The sequence below is a fragment of the Piscibacillus salipiscarius JCM 13188 genome (genome assembly GCF_001311865.1).
GTDB lineage: Bacteria > Bacillota > Bacilli > Bacillales > Alkalibacillaceae > Piscibacillus > Piscibacillus salipiscarius.
Window position 1 is genome coordinate 23,731 of record NZ_BBCD01000002.1, and the last position, 19,283, is coordinate 43,013.

Annotated in this window: 15 protein-coding genes and 5 pseudogenes; all 20 read right to left on the bottom strand. The window is 39.8% G+C overall.

Going from position 1 to position 19,283, the window contains the following annotated elements:
- Positions 1-2: 2 nt before the first annotated feature.
- Complete coding sequence (locus tag JCM13188_RS01675; protein ID WP_054751671.1) at positions 3-1,505, bottom strand: aldehyde dehydrogenase family protein; 1,503 nt, start codon at positions 1,503-1,505, stop codon at positions 3-5.
- A gap of 75 nt (positions 1,506-1,580) precedes the next feature.
- Positions 1,581-2,654, bottom strand: a complete 1,074-nt coding sequence (locus JCM13188_RS01680) for an aminotransferase class I/II-fold pyridoxal phosphate-dependent enzyme (protein ID WP_369404769.1) — start codon at positions 2,652-2,654, stop codon at positions 1,581-1,583.
- A gap of 453 nt (positions 2,655-3,107) precedes the next feature.
- On the bottom strand, positions 3,108-3,365 hold the full coding sequence (locus JCM13188_RS01685) for an HPr family phosphocarrier protein (protein ID WP_054751673.1): 258 nt from the start codon (positions 3,363-3,365) through the stop codon (positions 3,108-3,110).
- A gap of 99 nt (positions 3,366-3,464) precedes the next feature.
- Positions 3,465-4,414 (bottom strand): annotated as a pseudogene (gene whiA / locus JCM13188_RS01690) (DNA-binding protein WhiA).
- Positions 4,415-4,461: 47 nt separating this feature from the next.
- On the bottom strand, positions 4,462-5,418 hold the full coding sequence (mgfK, locus tag JCM13188_RS01695; protein WP_054751675.1) for a gluconeogenesis morphogenetic factor MgfK: 957 nt from the start codon (positions 5,416-5,418) through the stop codon (positions 4,462-4,464).
- Position 5,419: 1 nt separating this feature from the next.
- Positions 5,420-6,304, bottom strand: a pseudogene (gene rapZ / locus JCM13188_RS01700) (RNase adapter RapZ).
- Positions 6,305-6,324: 20 nt separating this feature from the next.
- Positions 6,325-6,789 carry an NUDIX hydrolase gene (locus JCM13188_RS01705; protein ID WP_054751677.1) on the bottom strand — a complete coding sequence of 155 codons (465 nt, stop codon included), beginning with the start codon at positions 6,787-6,789 and terminating at the stop codon, positions 6,325-6,327.
- Between the two features lie 228 nt (positions 6,790-7,017).
- Positions 7,018-7,965 (bottom strand): annotated as a pseudogene (gene trxB, locus JCM13188_RS01710) (thioredoxin-disulfide reductase).
- 87 nt (positions 7,966-8,052) lie between these two features.
- Complete coding sequence (locus JCM13188_RS01715; protein ID WP_054751679.1) at positions 8,053-8,970, bottom strand: tetratricopeptide repeat protein; 918 nt, start codon at positions 8,968-8,970, stop codon at positions 8,053-8,055.
- Between the two features lie 293 nt (positions 8,971-9,263).
- A pseudogene (locus tag JCM13188_RS01725) lies at positions 9,264-10,933 on the bottom strand (glycerol-3-phosphate dehydrogenase/oxidase).
- Positions 10,934-10,957: 24 nt separating this feature from the next.
- The gene (glpK, locus tag JCM13188_RS01730) at positions 10,958-12,451 is read right to left on the bottom strand and encodes a glycerol kinase GlpK (protein ID WP_054751683.1); all 1,494 of its coding nucleotides are present in this window, start codon (positions 12,449-12,451) and stop codon (positions 10,958-10,960) included.
- 108 nt (positions 12,452-12,559) lie between these two features.
- Positions 12,560-13,075: an acyltransferase gene (locus tag JCM13188_RS01735; RefSeq protein WP_054751685.1), complete on the bottom strand. Its 516-nt coding sequence runs from the start codon at positions 13,073-13,075 to the stop codon at positions 12,560-12,562.
- A gap of 5 nt (positions 13,076-13,080) precedes the next feature.
- Positions 13,081-13,719 (bottom strand): pyrophosphatase PpaX, encoded by a 639-nt coding sequence (gene ppaX, locus JCM13188_RS01740; RefSeq protein WP_054751687.1) that lies wholly within the window; start codon positions 13,717-13,719, stop codon positions 13,081-13,083.
- On the bottom strand, positions 13,694-14,668 hold the full coding sequence (locus JCM13188_RS01745; protein WP_054751689.1) for a nucleoside recognition domain-containing protein: 975 nt from the start codon (positions 14,666-14,668) through the stop codon (positions 13,694-13,696). The genes ppaX and JCM13188_RS01745 overlap by 26 nt, the downstream gene beginning before the upstream one ends.
- 18 nt (positions 14,669-14,686) lie before the next feature.
- The gene (gene lgt / locus JCM13188_RS01750) at positions 14,687-15,544 is read right to left on the bottom strand and encodes a prolipoprotein diacylglyceryl transferase (protein ID WP_054751691.1); all 858 of its coding nucleotides are present in this window, start codon (positions 15,542-15,544) and stop codon (positions 14,687-14,689) included.
- A gap of 13 nt (positions 15,545-15,557) precedes the next feature.
- Positions 15,558-16,497: pseudogene (gene hprK, locus JCM13188_RS01755) on the bottom strand (HPr(Ser) kinase/phosphatase).
- Positions 16,498-17,033: 536 nt separating this feature from the next.
- Entirely contained in the window at positions 17,034-17,390 is a 357-nt protein-coding gene (locus JCM13188_RS01760) for a phage holin family protein (RefSeq protein WP_054751692.1), read from the bottom strand.
- 12 nt (positions 17,391-17,402) lie between these two features.
- A complete protein-coding gene (locus JCM13188_RS01765) occupies positions 17,403-18,029 on the bottom strand; it encodes a DUF4097 family beta strand repeat-containing protein (protein WP_054751695.1) in 627 nt (208 codons plus the stop codon).
- 2 nt (positions 18,030-18,031) lie between these two features.
- Entirely contained in the window at positions 18,032-18,475 is a 444-nt protein-coding gene (locus JCM13188_RS01770) for an SHOCT-like domain-containing protein (protein ID WP_054751696.1), read from the bottom strand.
- Positions 18,476-18,586: 111 nt separating this feature from the next.
- Positions 18,587-19,276: a bacillithiol biosynthesis deacetylase BshB2 gene (gene bshB2, locus JCM13188_RS01775; RefSeq protein ID WP_054751699.1), complete on the bottom strand. Its 690-nt coding sequence runs from the start codon at positions 19,274-19,276 to the stop codon at positions 18,587-18,589.
- Positions 19,277-19,283 lie beyond the last annotated feature (7 nt).

The following is a 19,283-nucleotide window of genomic DNA, read 5'->3' on the forward strand; positions in this document are numbered from 1 at the left end:
GTTTATTCCACGTCTATTTGCGCGCGTTGTAATTTTCCACTAAAGTCAACGTATACAGCTTTCCATTCTGTAAAGACATCAAGTGCAGCTTGGCCAGAGTCGCGATGACCATTACCCGTACCTTTTGTTCCACCGAATGGTAAATGGATCTCAGCTCCAGTCGTACCAGCATTGACGTAGACAATTCCAGTGTCTAAATCGCGCTGCGCTTTAAATACCTTGTTGATGTCCTGAGTAAAAATCGAACTTGATAAGCCATACGCCACATCGTTATTGACTTCAATCGCTTCGTCTAAATCCTTAACAGGTATAATCGATAGTACTGGGCCGAAGATTTCTTCCTTAGCAATGCGCATATCTGCTTTTACATCCGTAAATAGCGTTGGTGCAAAATAATAACCTTTACTTAACTCACCATCATTAAGCACCATGCCACCTGTTACCATGTTCGCTCCTTCTTCTTTACCAATTTGAATATATTTTTCGATTTTTCTTAAGCCCGCTTCATTAATAATGGGCCCGACTTTATTTTGTTCATCAAGACCATCACCAATGGTTAACTTCTGCATCTCAACTAGTAATCGCTCTTCAAGCTGATCTTTCACACTTTCATGCACGATGACCCTGCTACAAGCTGTACAGCGCTGGCCACTCGTACCATACGCACTCCAAATAATTCCTTGAACCGCTAAGTCTAAGTCAGCATCATCCATAACGATGACTGCGTTCTTACCACCCATTTCAAGCGATACTTTTTTAAGAAGCTGACCACACTTACCTGCAATCATTCGGCCAGTATCATTAGATCCAGTAAACGAAATGACGCGGATGTCTGAGTGTTCCACCATCGCATCGCCCACTTCTGAACCTGCACCAAACACGACGTTCACAACGCCTTTAGGTAGTCCTGCTTCTTCAAAAATTTTCGCCATTTCATAAGCCATCATAGGAGTTTCTGTTGCCGGCTTCCAAATGACCGCATTACCTGCCACAATAGCTGGGAATGACTTCCACGTAGCAATCGCAATCGGGAAGTTCCACGGTGTAATGATTCCGACGACTCCAACAGGGGCCCTTTGACTCATTGCAAATTTATCTTTTAGTTCTGCAGGTGTTGTATGTCCAAACAAACGTCTGCCTTCCCCTGCCATGTAAAACGCCATATCGATACCTTCCTGCACTTCCCCGCGCGCTTCTTCAATGACTTTTCCATTTTCCATCGTTAAGAGCTGAGAAAGATGCTCTTTACGCTCCTTCATCATATATCCGACTTTATATAAAACCTCTGCACGCTGAGGTGCCGGAACGAGGGCCCACTCCTTTTGAGCTTTCTTCGCCGCCTTTACAGCCTGATCTACATCCTCCTTACTCGATAACGGAACATCGATTAATTTTTCACCATTAGCTGGGTTGATAACTGGCGTAAACTGTTCTTGCTTCGACTCAACCCATTCTCCGTTAATAAAATTAGACAACTTTTTTTCTGTAACGAGTGCGTTAGACATACTTGATTCCCTCCATTTTATTAATATTAATTGAGGTAGGACCTCAATTATTGACCACTATTATCGATGTATATTTCATACTTCCATCAATAATTCGTTCATTCGTCTGACTGCCTCTAATAATCGGTCTTTGGGATGAGAAAGGGAGATTCTAAAATACCCCTCTCCACTTGTTCCAAATACATTGCCAGGCGTTACGATCACACCTGTCTTTTCCATTAATTCTTCTGAAAAACCCATCGATGTAAAACCTTCAGGCACTTCAGCCCAAACATAAAAAGTACCTCTTGGCTTTTGGACTTTGATTCCCATATCATCTAAAGCACTAATGACATGATTCAATCGCTCTTCATAGATCGCATTATTTTCGTGAACGGCCTGTAAATCACTTCTAAGAGCTTTAGCTCCGGCCTTTTGAATCGGTAAAAATTGACTCGTGTCTGTATTGCTTTTAACAGTTGCTAGAGCATCAATCAAATCTTGATTTCCAACGACATAGCCAATACGCCAGCCTGTCATATTAAAGCTCTTTGATAATGAGCCAAATTCAACACCGACATCTTTTGCACCATTAACTTGAAGTAAACTTGGTGCCCGGTAATCTTCGAACGTCATCAAGTCATAGGCCGCATCTTGAGCAATCACAAAATCATGTTGTTTCGCAAGTGAAACCGCTTTCTTAAATGTATTTAATTCACACGTCCCCGCTGTCGGGTTGTTCGGATAGTTTAATAACATTAGTTTTATGGATTGATAATGTTCATCTGGGATTAGTTCAAAATTAGGCTGAAAATAGTTTGAAGCATCTAAGGGTAGATATAGTGACTTGCCACCAGCTAAATGGATGGCCGATTCATATACTGGATAACCTGGATCTGGAACCATAACAGTATCGGAAGGGTTGAGAACTGCTGAGATGAGATTGGCGATTCCTTCTTTGGATCCAATGAGTGTTAAAACTTCTTTGTCAGGGTCAAGCGTGACGCCGTATCGTTTCTGATAAAACTCGGCGACTGCCTCACGAAATTCCTGACATCCACCATAAGGTGAATAACGATGATTACTAGGATTTTTAGCTTCTTTGATCAATTCGTCAATGATAAACTCTGGAGTTGGAAAGTCAGGCGCACCGATTCCTAAATCGATCATGTCCATTCCTTCTTGTTGGAGTTCTTTTGCGTTTATTAATCCGTGAAAAAATATAAGGTGGTAACGATTGAACACGTTCCGAGCGAATGTTCAAATAATCAATCCCCCCATCATTTCAATAATTGAAATCGTGTTTCAAAATAACATCTATCTTGAGTATATGTGAGAAGTCTAATTTTACAATACTCAGAATAAACAAAAATTACGACAAATTTCTCTGCTCATTTGATTTTAGATCATATCAGTTGACATACACTTCGCTTTCCGCGGGCGGTCTGAGAACCTCCTCGATCTCCACTTTGTTTTGATCTGCGGGGTCTCGCTAGCCTCGCTCTTCCTGCTGGAGTCTACGTGTATGTCAACTATCATTGATACTATGAAGTAGTAGATTATTTAATATTCATTTAATTCCGCACATAAAAAAACGCTTGGAATTAATCCAAGCGCCTTGTCTTACTCTTCAGTTTCAATAAAATTAATTAATGATTCCATCGCTTCTTCTTCATCAGGGCCTTCTGCTTGAATCTTAACGACCTCGTTTGATCCAATCGCAAGACTCATAACACCCATAATACTTTTCGCATTAACTCGCTTACCGTCCTTCTCTAAAAATACATCTGATGAAAAACGGTTTGCCTCTTGAACAAATTTAGCAGCCGGCCTTGCTTGTAAGCCAGTCTCTAACTGAACTGATAATTCCTTTTCAACCAAATTCAGCTACTCCTCTCTATATATAATCTGTATAAAAGCGCTTCAATGAAATTTCATATATTATAGCATGAAAAATTAGAAATAAAAAGTCAACTTACCTTAGTTTTCTAATAATTCCCCTTTACGGAGTTTTTCTGCATACTCATCAATCTTTCTAAGACGGTGATTGATCCCTGATTTACTAATTTTACCATGTTTAGATAATTCGCCAAGTTCTTTTAGCGTCACGTCTTGATGAGCAACCCTAAGTTCAGCGACTTCACGGAGTTTTTCAGGTAATGCTTCTAGCCCAACTGTTTTTTCAATATAACGGATGTTCTCGACTTGCCTGAATGCCGCACCAATCGTTTTATTAAGGTTGGCTGTTTCGCAGTTCACTAAGCGGTTTACTGAATTACGCATATCGCGCATTATCCGAACATCTTCAAATTTCAATAACGCTTGATGCGCACCGATTAATATTAAAAACTCGGTAATCTTCTCAGCCTCTTTAATATAACAAATAAAGCCTTTTTTACGCTCGTGCGTCTTCGCATTCAAATCAAAATAATTTAATAGTCTACAAAGCGTATCATTATGCTCTTCATAAAACGAATAAATTTCTAAGTGGTAAGATGACGTTTCAGGGTTATTAACCGAACCACCCGCTAAAAATGCTCCTCTTAAATAAGCTTTTTTACAACATTCCTTTTGAATAAACGAATTAGATACTTCACGATTAATTGAAAATGTGCCCTCTAATATTTCAAGGTTAGTAAGCAAGTTTTTAACTTCTTCATACATTCTTACAATGTAAATGTTGTTCTTTTTAAGACGCATTTTTTTTTTACGTACCAATAGCTCAATTGGAACGTCGTACATATGTTTAATAAGCGAGTAAATTCGTCTTGCGATCGCAGCATTTTCAGTTTGGACATCTAAAATATACTGCCTGTTTGAGAAGGATAAGGATCCGTTCATCCGTATTAACGCAGCTAATTCTGCCCATTTACAACAGTCATCGCTCTCGATGTTGGTTAATTCTTTTTGGTATCTGATGCGAATGACATGGTATTCCCCTCATTTCTAACTTCAACTGTTCTTAGCTTACTCTCTATTATAACAAGTTATAAAGAAGTTTTGCGATCTTTTGCTCATCATGTTTTAACGTGCCATCTTCATGGAGACTTGCAATATCTCCTTTTAGCACCTGTACGCCAAGCTCGTTAAGTGGTTTTTCGTCACAGATGACAGGTTCTGCCTTTTCTTTAGCATACCCTTCTTTTATAACAGGCGAAATGCTTTCACCGTGAACCACTACTTCATCAATAAAAGACTCACCAACATGATCGTGAAGTGCCTTAATATGATGAGAAGCCGTGTAGCCCTCTGTCTCACCAAACTGCGTCATGATGTTACATATATAATATTTCTTGGCTTTTGCTTTTAGAAGTGCCTGTTTGATTTCAGGTGCAATTAAATTAGGAATAATACTCGTATAAAGACTTCCGGGTGCAACCACAATCATCTCAGCACGCTGAATTGCCTGGACAGCTTCTGGTAAAGGTTCAATTTTGGGTGGGTCATAAAACACACGCTTAATCCGCTTTCCAGCCTTAGGAATATTAGACTCTCCGCGAATGACTGTACCATCTTCAAATTCAGCCTTCAAGTACATATTCTCATTCGCGATTGGGTAAATACGGCCTTTAACATTAAACACCCTGGAAATCTCTTTAATTCCTTTATAGAAATCACCAGTAATTGATGTCATACCTGCTAAAATTAGGTTCCCCAAAGAATGACCAGAAATACCATTTCCATTTTCAAAACGGTGTTGAAATAACTCTAACAACGTAGGTTCCACATCTGACATCGAGGCGATCACTTTACGAATATCCCCTGGAGCAGGAATCGATAAATCTTCACGCAACCTACCCGTGCTTCCGCCATCATCAAACACCGTTACAATCGCGGATAAATTGATAGGATACTTTCTTAATCCCCTTAATAATACAGGTAGTCCGGTTCCTCCACCGATGACGACCACCTTAGGTCCATTTACATTCGTCATATTACTTTTTCTTCCCCTTTTTATCTATATCTCGGTGATAGACATGCGCTGTATACTGATGATTAATAATCTCTCCAAGTTTCTCAGCGATTGCTACTGAGCGGTGTTGACCTCCAGTACAACCAATGGCAATAACAAGCTGACTTTTACCTTCCCTGTGATAATGAGGTAGCATAAACTCGAGTAAATCTTGAAGTTTTCTAACAAATTGCCTTGTCTCTTTCCATTTAAATACATACGCATTAACCTCTTGATTTAACCCAGTGAGGTCTCTCATGGATTCGACATAATGCGGGTTTGGTAAAAAGCGAACATCAAACATGATATCAGCATCAATCGGTACGCCATGCTTAAACCCAAAGGAAACAACTTGAACCGAGAAGATTTGTTGTTTTTTTCTCTGAATAGTTCTTTAAAATTTTTTCACGAAGCTCGCGAGCTGATAGTCCCGTTGTATCAATGATCTTCTGCGCCCTGCCTTTGAGCTCATCTAAATTTGCCTCTCCTGTTCAATTCCTGAAAGCGGAAGACCATCTGGCGCTAATGGATGCGATCGTCTTGACTCTTTATAACGTTTAACGAGCTGTTCATTTAAAGCATCTAAAAATAACACATGCTCTTGAATCCACGTCTCAGTCGCTAGTTGATCTAACGTTTCATACAAACTATCAAAAAATTCACGACCACGCAAATCCATAACGACAGCAAGCTTTTTGTTTTCCTCTGGATGCTCTTTCATCAGTTCTAAAAACTTAGGCAGTAATGTCGGAGGCAAATTATCGACACAGAAATACCCCATATCTTCAAAGCTTTGAATTGCGACCGTTTTTCCTGCCCCAGACATGCCTGTTATAATGACAAGCTCTACTTTACTTTGCTCTTGCATGACGCCACCCCTCTCGCTTTTTACACTAGTAAATCTTTTTGGTCATCTATAATTTGTTTTTGTAAATTAAAATCGTCTGTATAATAAAACGTACCTGTTAAAACATATTCAGGATGATTAATGGCATGCTTAATAATTGTCCGGTCACCTTCTGCCATTGGTAATCTAAGCACGTCGTTAACTGAAATCCACTCAAGCACACCCTCTGGTGTATGATCTAGCACATTACCATCGGCTTGATGAGATACATAAGTGAACATCATCCATTCCTCTTTCTCATCCATCACAAATGTAAATACGCTTGATAACCGTGGATTTAAAAGACTTAGACCCGTCTCCTCTTTATATTCACGTTTAACCGCACGTGTGATACTTTCACCTAGCTCCATCTTGCCTCCAGGAGCTACATACCAGTTACGTCTTGGCTTTTTTAACATTAGGATCTTACTATCATGAATATACACAGCATTGGTAACACGTTGCATCACGTTCACTCCCTTAAGATCTCTAAGTTTATTATACATCTTTAAGGCTTGTAAAAACAGAGAACGGAATCCAATGGCTTGTATATTTTTTGCACAAAAAAACACACAGGCCAATTCCAACCTGTGCGCTAACTAATCTATAGTTAATAAAGGGGGTCAATTAATTAACCCTATTGTAACGTATCATTGTTTCATCCGTGTTACACATGAATTAAAAAGCTATTACGATTACTGTTCAACCTTTAATTCTTCTAATAAGTTCTCAATATAATGCTGTGCAGACTGAGCTGCGATACTGCCATCGCCTGTTGCTGTTACAATTTGGCGAAGCTCTTTATCACGAATATCTCCAGCTGCAAAAATGCCAGGAACTTCTGTTTCCATATTTTCATTCGTTTTTACATAGCCTTCTTCAGTTGTAATTCCAAGGTCGGTGAAGGCTTGATTTAAAGGAATCATACCAATATAAATGAAGACACCTTCAATATCTTCCTCATACGTCTCGTCTGATTCGTTGTTATAAAGAACTGCACTTCCGACTTTTCCGTCTTTTTCTTTAATTTCTTTAAGTTCAGTGTTCCATTTAAAATCAATTTTATCGTTGTCAAACGCACGTTGCTGTAGGATTTTCTGAGCGCGAAGTTCATCGCGGCGGTGTATAATCGTCACTTTACTTGCAAAGCGAGTTAAATAAACACCTTCTTCTACTGCAGAGTCGCCTCCACCAACAACGAATAAGTCTTTACCTCGGAAGAATGCACCGTCACATACCGCACAATAAGAAACGCCTCGGCCACTGTATTCTTCCTCACCTGGAACACCTAATTTTTGTATTCGGCACCAGTTGCTAAAATAACCGCACGAGCTTTATATTCTTTATTTCCAGCAATCACGGTTTTATATTCTTTTCCGTCCTTAATTTCTTTAATATCACCAAAGGCATATTCAGCACCAATTTTTGCGCATGCTCAAACATTTATTTGATAAATCCGGGCCAAGAATATGATCATAGCCAGGATAGTTCTCGACATCTTCAGTGTTGACCATCTGTCCGCCTGGAACACCGCGCTCTAACATTAATGTATCTAAGTCGGCACGTGATGTGTAAACGGCAGCCGTTAATCCAGCAGGACCTGCGCCTGCAATGATGACATCATAAATTCGTTCTTCCGTCATGACCTCAACTCCTTTTCTACTTCTTTCTATATCATATTAAAACTGTTAGCCTTCGACAAAACGTTTTGCTTATACCCTTAACCGTATTTAGCTAAAAGACTGCAAAGACGGATGTTTATTAATTCCCTCTTTCCAAATCTGTTCACTTTTCTCGCACATGCCATTAGCATCTAAAACTTTCGCATACCAATAATAATAGCTTAAATAATTTGAAACGTGATGCCTGCTCACTTGCTGAAAACGTCTTAGTGATTCTTCATTCTCATTAACACGAGCAAACGTCATAGCTACTTTTAATTTCTGCGGTTCATACGCTGGATATACGTTAAATAATGTTGGTAACAATTCATTAAATTCGCTAATTTTTCCATATTCATAATAAAAATAAACAAGATTAAGCCGGCTATGAAGATTTGAAGGATCTTGATTGAACCACGCTTCTTCTAGGGTGATTGCTTCTTCCTGATCACCTTTTCTAAAAAGAGCATAAGCATATTCATGTTTAGCCGAAAAATACTCAGGATAAACCGTCATCATTTCTTCTAAGATTTCAATCGCTTCATCCCACTCTTCATGCTCTAGGTGATAAAAAGCTGTCTCCTGGTGAATCATAATCTCGTCCATCGAATCGATATCAAAATCATCTTCCTCATACTCCTCAGCCGAAAGCTGATCAAGCATCCCTAATAAACGAACGACCTCATCTTTGAAGTCACCGTCTTCCTCGAGCTCTAAGTACTGATTTCCATACTTTTTCGCTTCATAGAACAGACCTAAATGCGCGTAATTATTAGCTAACAAATAAAAACAGTCCGGATAAGCTTGTCCATGATGATTCACCAATTCTTGAAGTAAATCATTCGCTTGATGGTACTGACCAATCTCAGTATATAGCACCGACAACTGAGATAAATAAAGTGGATGCTTTGGCTTAAGCTCTAACGCCTTCTTGAACCACTTCTCAGCCTTATCGAATCGTTTTTGCTGAAACGCTTTAACCCCCATATGAAAAATAAAAATCACCTTCATGACGATAAGGTAAGACTTTCGAATCTGTAATTTGCATAAAGGCCTCCCGAACAAAGTTTGCATAACAAGTATAGCATAATTGTAGAAGTTTGACGTATTTTGCGGAATTTTCTGTAATATGATGAATAAAATCGCAGTTGAAATACACTTCGCTTTCCGCGGGCTGTCTACGAGCCTCCTCGAACTTCATTTTCATTCCGTTCTGTGCGGTCTCGTTAGCCTCGCTATTCCCACTAAAGTCTTCGTTGTATTTCAACTACTAACTATAATTACAGTCCCAAACTTATCAGGGAAGAAAAACCCACAGGCTTATGCCTGTGGGACAGCTTTTTAGCTTGTTGGAGTGCGGTCACCAGTTCACTTGAATACTCTTTAACTTTTTGATCTGACCAACCAAAATAAGTCTTCATGAAATTAATCACTTCTTTTTGATGTGCCTCAACCCATCCAATATTAAAAAACAGAGCTCCTGTACGACGTACGAAAAAGTCGACCGGTTTATACACTTGCTCATATTCAAGCGAGTACATGAGCTCAGCGTAAACCTCTTTAGTTAGCTTTAAATCACTAGGTGCCTGTTCGTAATAGTAAAACACCTTCTGAACATTCGAACCGTAACGGTGGACGAGCATTTTAGCATCCGCTTCATTTAGTCCTAATTTCTGCCCTTCATAAATGGAAAGTAGGGCATACGATTCAAAACCTTTAGACCCGTTCACATCACCGCCGCTAATTGGAAGATGCTTCGTTTGTGATTTTGGAGCATCTACTTCTAGTTGGTTCACCACTAAGTCAACGATCTCTTCCGCCATTTTGCGATAGCCTGTTAGTTTCCCTCCTGCAATTGACATTAATCCAGAGTCTGAGATGAATATTTCATCCTTACGCGAAATTTCAGAAGGGTTCTTGCCTTCCTCATGAATAAGCGGCCGAACACCTGACCAGGTTGATTCAATATCTTCCTCAAGTAATTTTAAATTCGGGAACATCTCGTGAATGGTTTCTAACAGGTAGATTCGGTCATCCTTATTCACAGTTGGATTGGTCAGGTCACCTTCAAAAGGTGTGTCCGTAGTTCCCACGTAGTTTTTCCATCGCGCGGAATCGCAAAAACCATCCGGCCATCAGGTGTATCAAAATAAACCGCTTGCTGTAGTGGAAATTTGGTATGGTCAAATACTAAATGAACGCCTTTTGTATGAAATAAATATTTATCCTTTTCAACATGATCCATGGATCTGATTTGGTCAACCCATGGCCCCGTCGCGTTAACGACTTTCTTACCGTATACATGATGCACTTCGCCATCAGTTAAATCGTGCGCCTTAACGCCAATCACTTGACCATCATTGTATAAAAGCTGCTCTACTTTCATGTAATTAAAAGCTTTCGCACCTTTTTCAACCGCTTTTTTTAAAACTTCTAATGTCAAACGTGCATCGCCCGTTTTATATTCAACGTAGTAACCACTACCTTTAAGGCCCTCTCGTTTTAATAAAGGTTCGCGATCTATCGTCTCTTCGGTAGATAACATCTGGCGGCGCTCATCTTTTTTCACGCCTGCTAAAAAGTCATAGACACGAAGACCAACATTCGTCGTAAATGGTCCAAACGTTCCTTTTTCATAAAACGGGAGCATCATCCACTCTGGCGTTGTCACGTGCGGGCCATTCTCATAGACAATCTCACGTTCTTTCCCGACTTCTGCGACCATTTTCACTTCAAAGTTTTTTAAATAGCGCAGACCACCGTGTACAAGCTTCGTCGACCGGCTAGACGTACCAGCAGCGTAATCCTGCATTTCTAACACGATAACTGACAGCCCGCGGGTAATCGCATCAAGTGCAATCCCTGCACCCGTGATCCCGCCTCCAATCACGATTAGATCATATTCTTTTTGCAACGCTTCTTTGTTGTTTTGACGAAATTTATTCGACATTGAAGTCAATTTTAAACACCCTTTCTACGATGTAAATGCCTGTGTCGCTTTCACCGCTCGCTTCCAGCCATCATATTTCTCCTGCCGATCTTCTTCGCTCATCTTAGGTTCAAATACTCGGTCTGTCTTCCACTGGTTGGCAATCTCATCTTTATTTTCCCAAAAGCCAACCGCAAGTCCTGCCAAATAAGCTGCGCCTAGTGCCGTCGTTTCATTTACAACTGGGCGTTCGACATTAGCATTTAAAATGTCACTTTGAAATTGCATAAGAAAATCGTTTTGTACAGCCCCTCCGTCAACGCGTAATGTTTTCAGTTTCAGTCCCGCATCTTCAATCATCGCATTGACGACATCTTTTGTTTGATAAGCAAGAGATTCTAATGTGGCACGAATGAAGTGTTCTTTTTCCGTTCCACGAGTAAGTCCAAACACAGATCCTCGAGCATGGCTATCCCAATAAGGCGTACCTAAACCAACAAAAGCTGGCACCACATAAACACCGTCAGTGGATTCAACACGCTTCGCATACATTTCGCTATCTTTTGCCGATTTAAACATCCGAAGGCCATCACGTAGCCACTGAATAGCAGAGCCCGCAACAAAAATACTTCCTTCTAGCGCGTAGTGTATCTCACCATCGACTCCCCATGCTAATGTTGTCAGTAAGCCATGCTCTGACTTAACCGCTTCTTTACCCGTGTTCATCAGCATGAAGCAGCCAGTGCCATAAGTATTTTTAGCCATACCTTTTTCAAAACATGCTTGCCCAAATAAAGCTGACTGCTGGTCGCCACAAGCTCCCGCAATCGGCACCTCATAACCCTGAAACTGATATTCCGCTGTTTGTCCATACACTTCAGATGATGGACGTACCTCAGGCAGCATGCTTTTTGGGACACCCAAAATGTCTAACAGTTCATCATCCCATTTAAGCTCATGAATGTTATACATAAGTGTACGCGAGGCGTTTGAATAATCAGTGACGTGAACCTTTCCGCCTGTTAATTTATAAATTAACCATGTATCAATCGTGCCAAACAGAAGGTCGCCATTTTCTGCTTTCTCTCTTGCACCCTCAACATGATCTAATATCCATTTCACCTTTGTACCAGAAAAATACGGATCTAATAACAATCCTGTTTTCTCTCTAAAAAGAGCTTCGTGACCTTCTTTTTTAAGTGATTCACAAATATCTTCCGTTTGTCTTGATTGCCAGACAACCGCTTTATGTATCGGGCGTCCTGTGTGACGATCCCAAACGACGGTTGTTTCGCGCTGATTGGTAATCCCTATTCCGGCAATTTGACCAGGTTCAAGGTCTGCCTTTCTTAAAACCTCTGACATACAAAACTGAGTCGATGTCCAGATCTCGTTCGCATCATGTTCCACCCAACCTGGCTTCGGAAAATATTGTTTAAATTCCTGCTGAGCAACTTTCATCATTTCTCCATCTTTGTTAAATAAAATCGCCCTTGAACTTGTGGTTCCTTGATCAAGCGATAAAATATACTGCTCCATCCCGATTCCTCCCTTGAGCTATTAGTTATATTTTTCCCTTTTATAAATATGAAAAACGTATACTCCAAAAGCCCTTCTTCTAGGAAGTATACGTCATCCGTCATTAAATTATTTCTGTTGTAATTGCCGCTTGTCCATCTCTTCTTTCGTATAAATGAGTTTCATTGGATTTCCGCCAACAAAACACCCTGCAGGCACGTCTTCATGAACTAAAGTGCCAGCTGACACAATAGCCCCATCACCAATCGTGACACCTGGTAAAATAGTAGAATTAGCCCCAATCATTGCTTCATCACCAATTACGACATCACCTAAGCGGTATTCTTCTATTAAATACTCATGAGCTAATATCGTCGTATTATAACCAACGATTGAATTGCGGCCAATCGAGATTTTTTCAGGAAACATGACATCAGGCATCACCATTAAAGCAAGCGCTGTCGATTCACCAATTTTCATGCGCAAGAACGTTCGATAGAGCCAGTTTTTCAGCTTAAGCGACGGCGAATAACGGCCTAGCTGAATGACGATAAAGTTTTTACAAACCTTAAAAAACGGAACCGTTTTATAGATTTGCCAAAGTGAATTACTTTCCGTTACTCTATAACGATTCGTCTTGCGCATGTATGTCACTCCTCAACAATCTTAAGTAAATCTGAAATATGGTCTAACACATAATCAGGATTCAATGATTCTATAAAATCTTTCCCCTTTGCAGACCAGGCCACACCTGCTGTTTTCGTTCCAGCGTTTTGCCCAGCATGAATGTCATGGGAATTATCACCGATCATAATAGTTGACTCTGGATTTCCTTCTAAAGCCTTCATCCCTTTTAAAACAGGTTCAGGATCAGGCTTTGCGTTTTCAACATCATCTAAGCCAATAACCACATCGAAAAATTGATCCAAATGCGTTAACTCAAGACCCTTTAACGCTGTCTCACGAATTTTCGTTGTGACAATCGCCATCTGGTATCCCTTTTCGTGTAATGCTTGTATGGTTTCAAACACACCGTCATAGCTTTTTACATACAGATCGTGGTTCGATAAATTATGTTTGCGATAGGTTGTCACCATTTCTTCCACTTCATCGGGCTTTACTTTTTCAAACGAATCACGAAGCGGTGGGCCAATAAACTGAAGAATATCCTCTCTAGAGTAATCCTTATTTAAATGCTCTTTAAATGTATGTTTAAATGATTCAACAATCAGCTCGTTCGTATCAATTAAAGTCCCATCTAAATCAAATAGAATCGTACGTATGCTCATGTGTGACTGCATCCTTTCTGGTGTCTTTTTTCTTATTCTTTTCAGCTTTGTTCCAAATATAAGCAATGGTTGCGGTTAAAATAACGGCTGTCGTTAGACGTATAATTAATAACGGTAAAACCGGTATTCCTAATGGGACAAAGACCAACGTATCTTCGACAACGGAGTGACATGTGACTAAGAAAATTAAGACTAACGTCATATCTTTTCTAGACACACCATCCTCTTTAACGGCTTGAATCATAAGCCCTGCACCATACGCAAGACCGATAGTTAGACCGGCAACGAGAGTCATGGATGCGTTTTCTTTGACGCCTAACATTTTTGTAAATGGAGCCATCTTTTGCGACATCCAGTCCATCCATTTATGTTCTCTTAAATATTGCATAACAATCATTAACGGAATGACAATAGCAGCCAACTGAACGATGGATAACGCAGCGGTTTCAAGACCGGTTAGCACAATCTCACCCCAGCCTGTCGGTTCAGGGCCTTCATTTGAGATCAGACCGTACTGAGCCATCTCCTTCCCGCCTTGCCAAAATAAATTCACAAGTACTGCTGAAACAACAGCTAGACCAACTCTGACCGCAATAATAATCCAAAATTTCACACCGACTTTAGATGCAACAGCAGATTCAATAAATAAATTATGTGAAAACGATAGCATGAGCGCTAAAATAAACACTTCTTTTACCGTAAAATCAAAACTGACGATCGCTCCAATTCCAGCATACAAGTTGAGTGCATTACCTAACACTAACGGGACGGCCGCTTCCCCTGGCAGTCCAAGTAATGTCATAAGCGGCGCAATCCAGTCAATAATCCACGGAAGAACAGGTGTGTACTGCAGGATTGTGACGATCAGAGTAATTGGAAATATGATTTTACCTAAAGTCCACGTTAATGACAGACCACTTTGAATTCCCCTTTTTAATATACCCTTCACGTTCTCGTCTCCCTTGTGTTATTTTTTCTTTTTCTTCCTATTAGAACCTTGTTTCTTTAGAGAAGTTCCATCATACAGCACGTCATCATAACCTTTTTTGTGGCGGTAATAGAGCACTGCTAAACTACCTAAGATGAGTACAATTGAAATAACCTGTGCTGTACGTAAACCAGGTACAATATATAAACTATCTGTTCTCATGGCTTCAATAAAGAAACGTCCAAATGAATACCACATCACATATGATAAGAAAATCACACCACGGCGCGGGTTCACTTTATATCTTAAAACAAGTAATAAAATGATGCCTAACATACTCCAAACCGACTCATATAACGTCGGGTGATGATATACGCCATCGACACACATCTGATTCATGATGAAATCAGGCAAGTATTGATGGAAGCTTTGATAAGTTGACTCAGAAATGGGGCCTCCATAGGCTTCCTGATTCATGAAGTTCCCCCAGCGACCTAACATCTGACCAATTAAAAGGCTAGGCGCTGCAATGTCTACCACTTTCCAAAATGACACATTTTTCTTCTTCGTATAAAGATACGCAACTAATACTGATGCAATTAATGCACCATGAATCGCTAGGCCACCTTCGCGGATATCAATCATCTCTAAAAGCGAATCGTAATGCTCAAACTGAAAAATGACATAATACATTCTTGCCCCAATAATAGCAGCAGGAATCGCAAAAACTAATAAATCAATAAAGAAATCTTTATGTAAGCCTAAACGTTTAGCTTCACGCTGTGCAACAATCAGCCCGGTTAATGCACCTAACATAATTAAAAAACCATACCAGTATACAGGGAATGGGCCTAAATTAATAAATACGCGATCATATGGTTCTGCTGAACAGTACATCATTTACTCCCCTTTATTCAATTTCTTTCTTATCAACATCATCTTCAATCACAGCATTTAAACGGTTTGAAAACTCCTCAGCTGTGTTAACTCCCATCCGTTTCAATCGGAAGTTCATCGCAGCTACCTCTATAATAACCGATACATTACGTCCAGGTCTAACCGGAATCGTTGCTTTCGGTAACTCAACATCCATAATCTTGAGTTTATCCTCATCTAAACCAAGACGATCATATTGTTTATTCGCTTCCCAAGTTTCGAGATAGACCACTAACGATATGCGTTTATAATTTCGTACTGCACCTGCCCCAAATAACGTCATCACATTAATAATGCCAAGTCCACGTATTTCGAGTAAATGCTCAATTAAGTTCGGCGGATTACCGATTAACGTATCATAATCCTCCTGGCGAATTTCTACATTATCATCGGCAACTAAACGATGACCACGCTTCACTAGCTCAAGCGCTGTTTCGCTTTTACCGATACCACTTTGCCTGTAATTAACACGCCAACACCATACACATCCACCAACACTCCATGAAGAGCTGTTGATGGTGCGAATTTTGTCTCTAAAACGTCGTTAAACGACTAATAACACGAGTCGTTTTATAAGGTGATCGCATCACAGGAACGCCAGCTTGGTTGGCTGCTTCTATCAATGCCTTGGGCACATCAAGTCCTCGTGTAATGACAATACCTGGAGTTACATCAGTACATAAACGCTCCATTCTGTCTGCAATTTCTTCAGGTTTTAAGTCATAAAGAAATAAAAGCTCCGTTCTTCCCATTAACTGAAGCCGTTCTTTTGGATAATGCGTAAAATAACCAGCCATCTCCATACCTGGCCTTGAAATATCACTGCTGAAAATTTCTCTATGTACGCCATCTTCACCAGCGACAAGTTCTAAATCAAATCGTTCAATTAAATCCTTCGTACGGACCTTTATCATCCGTCTCTCTCCTTCTATATCACATTATTCATAACTATATCATATCGTAAAAACCTATATCATGAAAAAGGTTTAATTGATATATTTTAATAGTATATTCGCTTCGTCAAAATACTTCTTTGCAGTCTTGCACGAGGAACCTAAAAAAGCCCAATTAGAAAACGCAGGTGCAAACTATGTTGATCTTCAGCTAGTGCTGTTCCCGTCGAACAAGACGTTATAGGCGCACTTTTTGGGGTTTATCGGTCATTTTTCCGGATTTATCGACCAGTTTTTCGGATTTATCGGCCACTTTTTCGGATTTATCGGCCAGTTTTAGCCGACCTGGAGTCGCCACCTTCGCTTATCACTTTACAAAACACAGATTCGAGGTATTATTCCTCGGGTCAAGGGTTCAAGGAAGCTAATTCAAAGTAGCACCCTCGTGTCTTGCCCGCCGAAAGGGAAGGCCTAACCTGGAAAGTCAACCTTTTTTACCCTAATTAATAAAATACAGAGTCACTAAAAAATCCCCCTCATTTGAGGAGGATCAATCATCAATCTAATACTTCCTTTAAGATCTTTTGAAGTATAGTGTTTAGAATGGTAATAATTATGGCGGCGAGAATTGCGGTTCCCCAGCCATTAATAACAAAGTCCGTACCTAACAATCCTTGAGTAATCATGAGTGTAATAGCATTGATGACAAACAAGAAAAGTCCTAAAGATATAATCGTAATCGGTAGAGTGAGTACGACTAAAATCGGTTTGACGATGGCATTTAAGATTCCGAGAATGATGGCGGCGATTACTGCCGTCGTGACACCATCAATTTCTACGTCTTGAAACAATTCATTTACCGCAAGTAATGCTATTGTATTAACGACAATAGAGATGATCCAATTTTTGATCATAACCTAACTCCTTTAACTAAAACCGTTTATTTTAATACTTCCTGTTTTAGCTTCTATATCAACATCTACATAAGATTCATCTTCATCTGAGGTGTTATAAAACTGAACCGTCTTCTTAACAATCTGATCTTCTACTTTTTGAACAACGACATTCGGTATATTGACATCCACACTACCTACACTCGTATTGGCATGGCCCCTTACCTTGATAGACTTAGGTAAATATAATTGTGCTGAACCTGTCGTCGTTTTAAGGTCCACCCGTTTAACATTTGAATTTCGTAGATATGTGCGCAGGCTGCCCGTTGTAATATCTGCATCTAAATGCTCGATCTGACCATCATAATAAATTGAGCCTGTTGTGGTCTCTAATTTTGCCTTAGACAATTTCACTTGATCTAACCGAATCGACCCATGTCTTGTTTCAACGTAAACTGAATCTCCTTGATAGCCATCTAAACGCACACTACCGTTAATGGTAGATAGACGTGCGATGTGAATCGTCAAATCTCTGGATTTAATCGACCCATTAATCGTTTTAATATAAGCTTGTTCATATTCCTTTTTAGGTAAATGTATGATAATTTCGGCTGAAACATTCTTTTGACCCTGACTGATTTGTAGAGCATCATTGGTCACGCCTACTGAAACGTCTCATCAAAGGTTTGTTCCGCTTTATACTGATCATCTTCTTTATAGACTTTACCTTTTAGTTCAACTAAGATTTGGTCTTGATCGGATGTAATGAACTCAACTGAACTATTTACTAAATCAAAATCGAACTGCTTAATACCTTCTGAAGAGAAATCAAAGCTCCGATTAACATTCACATGATTAAACGTAAATTCAAATGGACCTTCCTTAATTCTCTGAATCGTATCGTCTATAAAACTTAAGAAACCGTCCTTAAAACTTCTAAATTCTTTTTTAAACTCTTTAAATGAATCCTCATCTGTATCTGTTTTACTATTAGACTCTTTGACGTGTTGACCTTTATCAACCGCGTCTAACAGTTTTTCGGCTTCATCTGATGTAATATGACCTTCTTCTAATAGCTTTAAAATTTTATTTCGCTCTTCACTCATTTACATACTCCTCTCAAGAACATCCTACATTAATTGTATGAAATACTAAGATGTTCGCCATCAACCAGAGGACTGAAATGTTTAAACTTATTTTCAGACCTGAGTCGGAGATTAGTAGTTCACTTGATCTATATCCACTTCATAGAAGCCTTCAAAACGGAATCTCTCGAGAGCTGCCTCGTATTCATTATCTGACTCGCTATTTGCTAATAACTGACTAAGCATTCCCTCTGCTTGAGAGCGGTGGGCTTTAATTGCATCTAACTTCTGATCAAATGAATCTATGAGGTCAATAACGACGTTAGGCTTACCTAGCTTTTCGACATGGTCATTCGAAAAAGCTGTCGCCCAAACAGTCGGTCTTTGATCAGGGTCCATCATTTTAACCGCTTCAAAAGCTGCTGCACCCATCGCATTATGGTCTGGATGCACAGCGAACCCAGGATAAAATGTGATGACAAGTGTTGCCCCTAAATTCTCTAAATAATTTTTAAACCGTTCTGCCATCTCATCTCTCGGTTCAAACTCAATCGTCTTATCGCGATAACCAAGCATTTCTAAGTTCATATCGAGGACTTTACAAGCATCCTGTAATTCCTTTTTACGAATTTGAGGAAGCGTCTCACGATTAGCGAAAAATGGACTTCCCATGTTCCGTCCCATTTCCCCTAATGTTCCGCATAGATACGTTACCGGAACACCCGCTTTGCGGAATTTCGTAATGGTGCCTGCTGCCCCAAAGGATTCGTCGTCTGGGTGTGGATATATGACCACTACATGATTATGTTCTTCAAAATTCATTACGGTT

What these genes read in the sequence shown, in the direction of transcription:
- JCM13188_RS01675 (WP_054751671.1), bottom strand. Translation starts at nt 1,505, where the DNA reads ATGTCTAACGCACTCGTTACAGAAAAAAAGTTGTCTAATTTTATTAAC.
- JCM13188_RS01680 (WP_369404769.1), bottom strand. Translation starts at nt 2,654, where the DNA reads ATGATCGATTTAGGAATCGGTGCGCCTGACTTTCCAACTCCAGAGTTT.
- mgfK (WP_054751675.1), bottom strand. Translation starts at nt 5,418, where the DNA reads ATGACGAATGTAAATGGACCTAAGGTGGTCGTCATCGGTGGAGGAACC.
- JCM13188_RS01705 (WP_054751677.1), bottom strand. Translation starts at nt 6,789, where the DNA reads ATGCAACGTGTTACCAATGCTGTGTATATTCATGATAGTAAGATCCTA.
- JCM13188_RS01715 (WP_054751679.1), bottom strand. Translation starts at nt 8,970, where the DNA reads ATGGGGGTTAAAGCGTTTCAGCAAAAACGATTCGATAAGGCTGAGAAG.
- glpK (WP_054751683.1), bottom strand. Translation starts at nt 12,451, where the DNA reads ATGGAGCAGTATATTTTATCGCTTGATCAAGGAACCACAAGTTCAAGG.
- JCM13188_RS01735 (WP_054751685.1), bottom strand. Translation starts at nt 13,075, where the DNA reads ATGCGCAAGACGAATCGTTATAGAGTAACGGAAAGTAATTCACTTTGG.
- ppaX (WP_054751687.1), bottom strand. Translation starts at nt 13,719, where the DNA reads ATGAGCATACGTACGATTCTATTTGATTTAGATGGGACTTTAATTGAT.
- lgt (WP_054751691.1), bottom strand. Translation starts at nt 15,544, where the DNA reads ATGTACTGTTCAGCAGAACCATATGATCGCGTATTTATTAATTTAGGC.
- JCM13188_RS01760 (WP_054751692.1), bottom strand. Translation starts at nt 17,390, where the DNA reads ATGATCAAAAATTGGATCATCTCTATTGTCGTTAATACAATAGCATTA.
- JCM13188_RS01770 (WP_054751696.1), bottom strand. Translation starts at nt 18,475, where the DNA reads ATGAGTGAAGAGCGAAATAAAATTTTAAAGCTATTAGAAGAAGGTCAT.
- bshB2 (WP_054751699.1), bottom strand. Translation starts at nt 19,276, where the DNA reads ATGAATTTTGAAGAACATAATCATGTAGTGGTCATATATCCACACCCA.